The following is an 8,953-nucleotide window of genomic DNA, read 5'->3' as shown; positions in this document are numbered from 1 at the left end:
CGCGGGGCGGGGGGGGGGGGGGGGGGGGGGGGGGGGGGGGCCCCCCCGGGGGCGGGGGGGGGGGGGGGGCCCGGGGGGGGGGCCCCCCCCCCCCCACGGCCTTCGTGCGCCCTCTTCCCGGAACTGGTTTCCGTGGCAGGGTGGAGCGGGCAAGCCACAGGGGGCCAACAGAAGAGGGGGACATGTGACCGTCGTTTGGATCAACGGCGCGTTCGGTGCGGGCAAGACCACGACCGCACGGGAACTGATCGACCTGATCCCGAACAGCACGCTCTTCGACCCCGAGGTCATCGGCGGAGCGCTCCCGCACCTGCTGCCGCCCAAGCGCCTCGCCGAGGTCGGCGACTTCCAGGACCTGCCGATCTGGCGACGGCTCGTGATCGACACCGCGGCCGCGCTGCTCGGTGAGGTCGGCGGCACCCTCGTCGTCCCCATGACCCTGCTGCGCCAGGAGTACCGCGACGAGATCTTCGGCGGTCTCGCCGCCCGCCGGATACCGGTCCGGCATGTCCTCCTCGCTCCGGCGGAAACGATCCTGCGCGGGCGGATAGCCGGCCGGGAGGTCCCGCCCGACCTCCCCGACGGCGAGATACGCGTCCGGCAGTGGTCCTACGACCACATCGAGCCCTACCACGCCGCCCTCGCCTCCTGGCTCACCGCCGACGCCCATCTCGTCGACACCAGCCACCTCACCCCGTACGAGACCGCCGTCCGTATCGCCGAGGCGGTCGGCACGGGTGCCGTGCCCGCGTGCGACATCGTGCAGACCCCGGAGCCCACCGGTGAGACGCTCGCCTCCGGGGTGCTGCTCTTCGACGAGCAGGACCGGGTGCTGCTCGTCGACCCGACCTACAAGCCCGGCTGGGAGTTCCCCGGCGGGGTCGTGGAGCCCGGCGAGGCGCCCGCGCGCGCGGGCATGCGCGAGGTCCTGGAGGAGACCGGGATCCGGCTGGAGGACGTACCCCGGCTGCTCGTCGTCGACTGGGAGCGGCCGCTGCCGCCCGGCTACGGCGGACTGCGCCTCCTCTTCGACGGCGGCCGGCTCGACGCGGCGGCCGCCGAAGGGCTGCTGCTGCCCGGGCCCGAGTTGCGCGGCTGGCGCTTCGTCACCGAGGAGGAGGCGGCGGATCTGCTGCCGCCGGTCCGCTACGAGCGGCTGCGCTGGGCGCTGCGGGCGCGGGAGCGCGGCGCGGCACTGTACCTGGAGGCCGGAATCCCGGTCGGCTGAGCGCACGGCGCACCTCCTGCGCCGGGAAGGGGGTCGCGGGGCTCTGCTCCCGCAGTCGGCGCTCGAAGCCCTCCATCACGACGGCGACCGGCGCGTGACGGCGCAGCAGCACGGCAGCCCCCTCGGGAATCCCTTCCGGCCGCCGCCCCTCGGCACAGTCGCGCACGAACGCCCCACGCTCCTCGCCGACATACCCGTACAGATCGGTGACCAGCCACTTCACCAGATACGAGCGCGTGTAGGCGCGGTCGTAGTCCTGGTGTACGCGGAAGAAGTCCCGTTCCTCGGGGCCGAGCCGGAAGCGGGCGGAGAGGGCGAGCCCGTGGTCGGCCAGGTACAGGCGCCGTCCGTCCGTGAGGACGTTGCGGAAGTGGGCGTCGAAGTGGAGGAGCCGACGCTCGCGGAGGAAGGAGGCCAGGGTCGACAGCTCCCGGTCCACCAGCGCGCATGCCGCCTCCGCGCCCTCCGTGCGCACCTGTGCGCCCAGCCAGTCGTGGAGGGTGTCCGGGACGTACTCCAGGAACAGCGTCAGGCTCGCCGACGCCGAGCGCAGGCCCTCGATGCGCTCGCGCAGGCCCGGACTGCCGCCCCAGTACGCCACGGCCCGGTCCACGTCGGCCAGTTCCGGCGGAAGGGGACGCGGCGCGTCGGGCAACACCCGCCAGTGGTGCATCAGCGGGAAGCCGGCGAACCGCCCGGACAACACCCAGCGGGTGGTCATCGCCTGCACGGCCAGCTCGCGCCAGGCACCGAACCCCGGGCTGCCGACACCGCCGATGCCGTAGTGGCAGAAGGGCGGCAGGCCGAACAAGTCCGCCGTGGACCGCCGGTGCTCGGGGCGCAGTTCGACGTCGGTCAGCCGGATCCGCTTCACGAACACCGGCCGGCCCGCCATCTCCACCCGCAGGACCTCCCCGCCGATCCCGCTGCCGAGCGGCACGCCGGACGCGACGAGGTCCGCGAGCGCGGCCTCGCTCAGCGGCGCGAGGAAGGCGGCGACGGCGTGGTGGGCGTCGAGGCGCGGGGACATGATCCCCATCCTCCGCGCCCCACGCTCAGCCTTCAACAAGGCCCGTACGGCGGGGACTTCAGCTCGCCGCGTAGTTCCGCAGGAACAGGGCCTCCGCCACCGAGAGGCGCTCCAGTTCCTCCGGGGACACGCTCTCGTTGACCGCGTGGATCTGGGCCTCCGGCTCGCTCAGGCCGATGAGGAGGATCTCCGCGTCCGGGTAGAGGGCGGCGAGGGTGTTGCACAGCGGGATGGAGCCGCCCTGGCCGGCGTACTGCATCTCCTGGCCCGGGTAGGCCACCGCCATCGCCTCGGCCATCGCCGCGTACGCCGGGCTGGTGGTGTCGGCGCTGAACGGCTGGCCCTGGCCGATCTGTTCCGTGCTCACCCGCGCGCCCCACGGCGTGTGCGCCTCCACGTGCGCCTGGAGCAGCTTCGTCGCCTCGGCCGCGTCCCTGCCCGGCGGCACCCGCAGGCTGATCAGCGCACGGGCACTCGCCTGCACCGACGGCGTGGCGCCGACGACCGGCGGGCAGTCGATGCCGAGGACGGTGATCGCGGGACGGGCCCAGATGCGGTCGGCGACCGTGCCGGAGCCGATCAGCCCGACACCGTCCAGCACCTTGGCGTCCTGCCGGAACTGCTCCTCGTCGTACTGCAGGCCCTTCCACGGCGCGCCGTCGGTCAGCCCGTCGACGGTGGTCGAGCCGTCCTCGGCACGAAGCGAGTCCAGTACGCGGATCAGCGCGCCCAGCGCGTCGGGTGCGGCGCCGCCGAACTGGCCGGAGTGCAGGTTCCCCTCGAGGGTGTCGACCTTCACCCGCAGCATGGTCATACCGCGCAGGGTGGAGGTGGCCGTGGGCAGACCGACACGGAAGTTGCCGGAGTCGCCGATCACGACGGCATCGGCGGCCAGCAGGTCCGGGTGCTGCTCGGCGTACCGCTCCAGACCGCCGGTGCCCTGCTCCTCCGAGCCCTCCACGATCACCTTCACGTGCACCGGGACGCCGCCGTTCGCCTTGAGGGCGCGCAGCGCGAGCAGATGCATGATGAAGCCGCCCTTGCAGTCGGCGGTGCCACGTCCGTACCAGCGGCCGTCGCGCTCGGTCAGCTCGAACGGCGGGGTGGTCCAGCCGGCCTCGTCCAGCGGCGGCTGCACGTCGTAGTGCGCGTAGAGCAGGACGGTCCGGGCGCCCTCCGGGCCGGGCAGGAAGCCGTACACGGACTGGGTGCCGTCGGGGGTCTCCAGCAGCGCCACGTCCTCGAAGCCCTCGGCGCGCAGCGCGGCCGTCATCCAGTTCGCGGCGGCCTCGCTCTCGCTCCTGGGGAACTGGTCGAAGTCCGCCACCGACTTGAAGGCCACCAGCTCGGTGAGCTCCGCCTTCGCCCTGGGCATCAGCGAGGCGACGGTCTCGGCGACCGGATTCGACGACATGGGCACGCTCCTTGTGGGTGCGACGTTGTACAGGGTGGCACTGGTCCGTTCGGGGGACCGTGCGAGCGTACGCGTCTGCGGGATGGGGTCGCGTACGCCGCCGATCTTCCCACAGCGGACTGTCATCGGACCGTGACGATCTCCGCCGTAGGATGCGGGGGACAGGTGCGGCAGGCGGCTTGATCGGGAGCAGTAGACCATCGTGAGCAGCGAGAACTCTTCGGCGGACGACGTGCGGCAGGTGTGGGACGTCGTCGTGGTGGGCGCGGGACCCGCGGGGGCTTCGGCCGCCTACGCGGCGGCGGTCACGGGACGGCGCGTGCTGTTGCTGGAGAAGGCGGAGCTGCCCCGCTACAAGACATGCGGCGGCGGCATCATCGGCCCTTCCCGGGACGCCCTGCCGCCCGGCTTCGAGCTGCCGTTCCGCGACCGGGTCCATGCGGTGACGTTCTCCAACAACGGGCGCTTCACCCGCACCCGCCGCTCCCGGCAGATGCTGTTCGGGCTGATCAACCGGCCCGAGTTCGACCAGCAGCTGGTCGAGCACGCCCAGAAGGCGGGTGCCGAACTGCGCACGGGCGTCACCGTCACGCGGGTCGAGCAGCACGGCTCGGCGGTGCCGGACCGGCGCACGGTCGCGGTCGTCCTGCAGGGCGGCGAAACGCTCCTGGCGCGCGCGGTCGTGGGCGCGGACGGCAGCGCCAGCCGCATAGGGGCGCATGTCGGCGTGAAGCTCGACCAGGTGGACCTCGGGCTGGAGGCGGAGATCCCGGTGCCGGACACCGTCGCCGAGGACTGGAAGGGCCGCGTCCTGATCGACTGGGGCCCGATGCCCGGCAGCTACGGCTGGGTGTTCCCCAAGGGGGACACGCTGACGGTCGGCGTGATCTCCGCGCGCGGCGAGGGCGCCGCCACCAAGCGCTATCTGGAGGACTTCATCGGCCGGCTCGGCCTGGCCGGCTTCGAGCCGAGCATCTCCTCCGGCCACCTCACGCGCTGCCGTGCCGACGACTCCCCGCTCTCGCGGGGCAGGGTCCTGGTCTGCGGTGACGCGGCGGGCCTCCTCGAGCCGTGGACCCGTGAGGGCATCTCCTTCGCGCTGCGCTCGGGCCGGCTGGCGGGGGAGTGGGCGGTCCGTATCGCGGAGGCGCACGACGCGGTGGACACCCGCCGCCAGGCCCTGAACTACGCGTTCGCCGTGAAGGCGGGCCTTGGTGTGGAGATGGCGGTCGGCAAGCGGATGCTCGCGCTCTTCGAGCGCCGCCCCGGCCTCTTCCACGCGGCCCTCACCGGCTTCCGCCCGGCCTGGCGGGCGTTCACGGACATCACCCGCGGCCGGACGAACCTCGGGGAGCTCGTCCGTACGCATCCGATGGCGCAGCGGGTGCTGACCATGATGGACCGGCGGCAGGAGCCGGCCGCCGGGGCGAACGAAGCGACTGGGGCGAACGAGGCCTGACGCCGGAGGCCCGCCGGATCACCGTCGGTTCGTGACGGTGATCCGGAACACCGGGTGGTCGGGGGCGATACGGCGCAGTTCGGCGTCCGGGGAGTCGGGGCCGACCCCGTTGAAGAACGCGCCGACCTCGGCCTTCCAGCGCTTGAGGTAGGCGCGCAGCAGCGGCACCTTGTCGTCGTCGGCGACCTCGGTCGCGCTGAACTCGTCCACCTCCGACCCGAGGTGGAGCTCACCGCCGCCGGCCGCCCGCATGTTGTGGGTCCACTGGACGTGGCCGCGCGGGGCGACCAGGTACTGCTGCCCGCCCACGGTCAGCAGGTTCACCGGGGTGGTCCGCCACTCGCCGCTCTTGCGGCCGCGGACCGCCAGGACCCGGGACCCCCACACGCTGAGACCGCGGCGGGTCAGCCAGGCCACGGCGCGGTTGAACACGTTGACGGTGAACCAGCCGGGCTTCTGGACGTGGGTGGACATCGCTGCTGCCTCCTGGGCGGAAAGTGTGAGCACTGCTCTCGCTTGATTCGATTCTGCGGCAGATCGGTGCTCCATTGCAAGAGCAGTGCTCTCTTTTTTGTTCGCCGCTCTCGAATGTGTGCACTGCTCCGCTTCCGTGCGAGACTGATCCCATGACCAGCACCGCCCGCGGGGCCCGCGCCCGAGCCCGGATCGAAGTCACCGCCGCCATCAAGGAGGAGGCGCGCAGACAGCTCGCCGCCGAGGGCGCGGCCAAGCTCTCGCTGCGGGCCGTGGCGCGTGAGCTGGGCATGGTCTCCTCCGCGCTGTACCGCTACTTCCCGAGCCGCGACGACCTGCTCACCGCACTCATCATCGACGCCTACGACTCCCTCGGCGAGCGAGCGGAGGCCGCGCACTCCGCCGTCGCCGAGGCCGAGCCGGTCCGGCGCTGGGTGACGGTGTGCGAGGCGGTACGCGGCTGGGCGCAGGCGCATCCGCACGAGTACGCGCTGATCTACGGCACCCCCGTCCCCGGATACAGCGCTCCCCAGACCACCGTGCCGGCCGCGTCCCGGGTGCCCTTCCTCCTCATCGGCATCCTGCGGGACGCGCACCGGGGGCCCGGCCTGGAGGTGCCCCTCCTCACGGACGAAGTCGTCCCGGAAGCCGTCCGCATGGCGGGCGACGTCGCCCCCGACCTGCCGCCGGGAGTCGTCGCGGCACTGGTGGCGGCCTGGGCGCAGCTGTACGGGCTGGTCGGCTTCGAGCTGTTCGGCCAGTTCCACCGGGTGGTGGAGGACCGCGAGCCGTTCTTCCGACACGCGGTGACCCGGCTGGCGCATGGGGTGGGGCTGCGGTAGACCCGCGCCTGCGGCGCCGGCTCCGTCCACCGATGCCCTAGGGGGTGTTGTGAAAGTCCCGCACAGCACCCGCGGCGCCCGGCACGCACCCTCGCCGCACCGGCCAAAGGCCCAAGTAGCTCCGCTACGAGGGCCTTCGTCCGGCACGCCGAGGGCACGCACCGGACACCGCGGGCACCGCACTGGACTTTCACAACACCCCCTAGCCCTGAGCCGTGGCGCTCCCCGGCCGACCCGTCCTGCCGTACTCCCCCGGAAGTACGGCTGATCACCTCGCCCGGCGGACGTCCGGAGTGGGCGGTGGCGTCTAGCGTGGCGGGCATGGACGTGGAGCGGGTGCGCGGGGGCGGTGGCCCGGGTCGGTGGTGGGGGCACGGGCCGCCGTGGCTGCGGCACCGGCCGGGCGAGGAGCCGGGCGGTGGCCGGTGGCCCTGGCGGTCCACGCTGCTGCTGACGGCTTTCGTCCTCGTCGGTTCGACCTTCGCCGCCCACCTGCAGCAGGGCGAGCGGGCCGACCTCGACGCCTTCGCCCGCGTCCTGCTGATCGTCTCCTGCGGGATGCTGCTGTGGCGGCGACGGCATCCGGTGGCCGTGGTGTTCGGTACGGCGGTCACGGTCGCGCTCTACCTCGGCGCGGGCTACCCGTACGGCCCGGTGTTCTTCACGGTGGCCGTGGCCTGCTTCGCCGCCGTCGTCGCCGGGCACCGCCGGGCCGCCTGGACGGCGCTCGGCCTGCTGTGCGCCGTCCATCTGCTGGTGGCGCACTGGCTGTACCGGTGGCTGCCGCCGTCCGGGGACGAGCCGGCGTCCTTCGGGCAGGAGATCGTGGTCACCGGCTGGGTCGTGGCCATCGTGGCGATCGCGGAGCTGGCCCGGACCCGCCGTGAGCAGTGGGCACGGGAGCGGGCCGAGCGCGCACAGGCCGCCCGGCGGCGCGCCGACGAGGAACGGCTGCGGATCGCCCGCGAACTGCACGACGTCCTCGCGCACAGCCTCTCCGTCATCAACGTGCAGGCGGGCGTCGGACTCGCCCTCCTCGACGCCGACCCCGAACAGGCGCGTACCGCCCTCACCACCATCAAGTCCGCCAGCAAGGAGGCGCTCGGCGAAGTGCGCCAGGTGCTCGACACCCTCCGTACGCCGGGGGACGTGCCGCGCGCCCCGGCGCCCGGCCTCGACCGGTTGCCCGAACTGGTGGAGCAGGCGGCACGCGCGGGACTCACGGTCCAGGTGGAGGGGGAGCCGCCCCGGCTGTCTCCCGGCACCGACCTCGCCGCCTTCCGTATCGTCCAGGAGGCCCTCACCAACGTCGTACGTCACTCGGGGTCGCGCCACGCGCGCGTGCGGCTCGAACCGGCGGGCGGAACGCTACGGCTCCGTATCGACGACGACGGACCGGCGACCGGCGCCGAAGCGGGCGGCAGCGGGAACGGTCTCGCCGGAATGCGGGAGCGGGCCGCCGCGCTCGGTGGCACGATCGAGGCGGGGCCGCGCCCCGACGGCGGCTTCCGGGTGCTCGCCGTGCTGCCGGCGAAGGCGACGGCCGAGGCGGCCGAGACTGGGGAGGACCAGTGATCCGCGTACTGCTCGCCGACGACCAGTCCCTGGTCCGCGCCGGGTTCCGGGCGTTGCTCGACGCGCAGACGGACATCGAGGTGGCCGGGGAGGCCGCGGACGGTGAGGAAGCCGTGCGCGAGGTCCGCGAAGTGCGCCCGGACGTCGTCCTGATGGACATCCGCATGCCCCTGCTCGACGGCCTGGCCGCCACCCGGCGGATCACCGCGGACGAGGCGCTCGCGCAGGTGAAGGTGGTCATGCTCACCACCTTCGAACTCGACGAGTACGTCTTCGAAGCGATCCGTTCCGGAGCTTCCGGCTTCCTGGTGAAGGACACCGAGCCCGACGAACTCCTGCGTGCCGTACGGGCGGTGGTGGCCGGTGACGCGCTGCTCTCGCCGGGCGTGACGCGCCGGCTCATCGCCGAGTTCGCCGCGCGTTCCAAGGAGCCCGCCGCGGCCGACGAGTTGAGCCGGCTCACGGAACGCGAGCGTGAGGTGATGGCACTGGTCGGCATCGGCCTCTCCAACGAGGAGATCGCCCGCCGCCTCGTCGTCAGCCCCCTCACCGCCAAGACCCACGTCAGCCGCACCATGGTGAAACTGGGCGCCCGCGACCGGGCCCAACTGGTCGTCCTGGCCTACGAGTCGGGACTGGTACGCCCGGGCTGGCTGGGCTGAGCGGCAGCGGAGAGACAGCGGAGAGACAGCGGAGAGACTGCCGCACAGCCGTGCGCCCGGCGAGGCAACCCCCCGCCGGGCGCACGGATGGAGGCGCCCCCCTAGGTCGTGTCCGCAAAGTCCCTCCCCCAGAGGGGGTGCCCCCAGCCCCGCGATGTCCGGCACGCTCCCCCACTCTCGGCTTCGCTCGAGCGGGAGGTACCCCCACCGCCGCACCGGGCGAACACCCGAGTACAACCAGTACGCGGGTGCCCGCCCGGCACGCCGAG

The 8,953-nt window shown here is 73.1% G+C and carries 7 protein-coding genes and 1 pseudogene; 5 read left to right on the top strand and 3 right to left on the bottom strand.

All coding sequences use genetic code 11. The features are described from left to right. The first annotated feature begins 184 nt into the window (after positions 1 to 184). Positions 185 to 1,228 (top strand): NUDIX domain-containing protein, encoded by a 1,044-nt coding sequence (locus tag ACIRF9_RS52175; RefSeq protein WP_403837642.1) that lies wholly within the window; start codon positions 185 to 187, stop codon positions 1,226 to 1,228. Position 1,229: 1 nt separating this feature from the next. Here the strand turns inward: ACIRF9_RS52175 and ACIRF9_RS52170 are convergent. Next, positions 1,230 to 2,258 (bottom strand): annotated as a pseudogene (locus ACIRF9_RS52170) (protein kinase family protein); the annotation flags it as partial. Positions 2,259 to 2,316: 58 nt separating this feature from the next. Further along, entirely contained in the window at positions 2,317 to 3,672 is a 1,356-nt protein-coding gene (locus tag ACIRF9_RS52165) for a dipeptidase (RefSeq protein WP_403837640.1), read from the bottom strand. 202 nt (positions 3,673 to 3,874) lie between these two features. Here ACIRF9_RS52165 and ACIRF9_RS52160 point away from each other — a divergent pair, with 202 nt between their 5' ends. Beyond that, the gene (locus tag ACIRF9_RS52160; RefSeq protein WP_403837638.1) at positions 3,875 to 5,131 is read left to right on the top strand and encodes a geranylgeranyl reductase family protein; all 1,257 of its coding nucleotides are present in this window, start codon (positions 3,875 to 3,877) and stop codon (positions 5,129 to 5,131) included. An 18-nt stretch (positions 5,132 to 5,149) separates the two neighbouring features. Here the strand turns inward: ACIRF9_RS52160 and ACIRF9_RS52155 are convergent, their stop codons facing one another. Further along, entirely contained in the window at positions 5,150 to 5,605 is a 456-nt protein-coding gene (locus ACIRF9_RS52155) for a nitroreductase family deazaflavin-dependent oxidoreductase (protein WP_403837636.1), read from the bottom strand. 152 nt (positions 5,606 to 5,757) lie between these two features. Between ACIRF9_RS52155 and ACIRF9_RS52150 the strand changes: the two genes are divergently transcribed. The 3 genes from ACIRF9_RS52150 (at position 5,758) to ACIRF9_RS52140 (ending at position 8,684) form a co-directional block, all read left to right on the top strand. Next, positions 5,758 to 6,447: a TetR/AcrR family transcriptional regulator gene (locus tag ACIRF9_RS52150; protein ID WP_403837634.1), complete on the top strand. Its 690-nt coding sequence runs from the start codon at positions 5,758 to 5,760 to the stop codon at positions 6,445 to 6,447. 321 nt (positions 6,448 to 6,768) lie between these two features. After that, positions 6,769 to 8,022 carry a sensor histidine kinase gene (locus ACIRF9_RS52145; RefSeq protein WP_403837644.1) on the top strand — a complete coding sequence of 418 codons (1,254 nt, stop codon included), beginning with the start codon at positions 6,769 to 6,771 and terminating at the stop codon, positions 8,020 to 8,022. Continuing rightward, entirely contained in the window at positions 8,019 to 8,684 is a 666-nt protein-coding gene (locus tag ACIRF9_RS52140; protein ID WP_403837632.1) for a response regulator, read from the top strand. Before ACIRF9_RS52145 ends, ACIRF9_RS52140 begins: the two co-directional genes overlap by 4 nt. Positions 8,685 to 8,953: the final 269 nt, after the last annotated feature.

The organism is Streptomyces sp. NPDC096132 (assembly GCF_044763345.1).
Taxonomy (GTDB): domain Bacteria; phylum Actinomycetota; class Actinomycetes; order Streptomycetales; family Streptomycetaceae; genus Streptomyces.
Note: the sequence above shows the minus strand (reverse complement) of the source record. Positions and strands in the feature narration are given on the sequence as shown.

What these genes read in the sequence shown, in the direction of transcription:
- ACIRF9_RS52165 (WP_403837640.1), bottom strand. Translation starts at nt 3,672, where the DNA reads ATGTCGTCGAATCCGGTCGCCGAGACCGTCGCCTCGCTGATGCCCAGG.
- ACIRF9_RS52155 (WP_403837636.1), bottom strand. Translation starts at nt 5,605, where the DNA reads ATGTCCACCCACGTCCAGAAGCCCGGCTGGTTCACCGTCAACGTGTTC.
- ACIRF9_RS52145 (WP_403837644.1), top strand. Translation starts at nt 6,769, where the DNA reads ATGGACGTGGAGCGGGTGCGCGGGGGCGGTGGCCCGGGTCGGTGGTGG.
- ACIRF9_RS52150 (WP_403837634.1), top strand. Translation starts at nt 5,758, where the DNA reads ATGACCAGCACCGCCCGCGGGGCCCGCGCCCGAGCCCGGATCGAAGTC.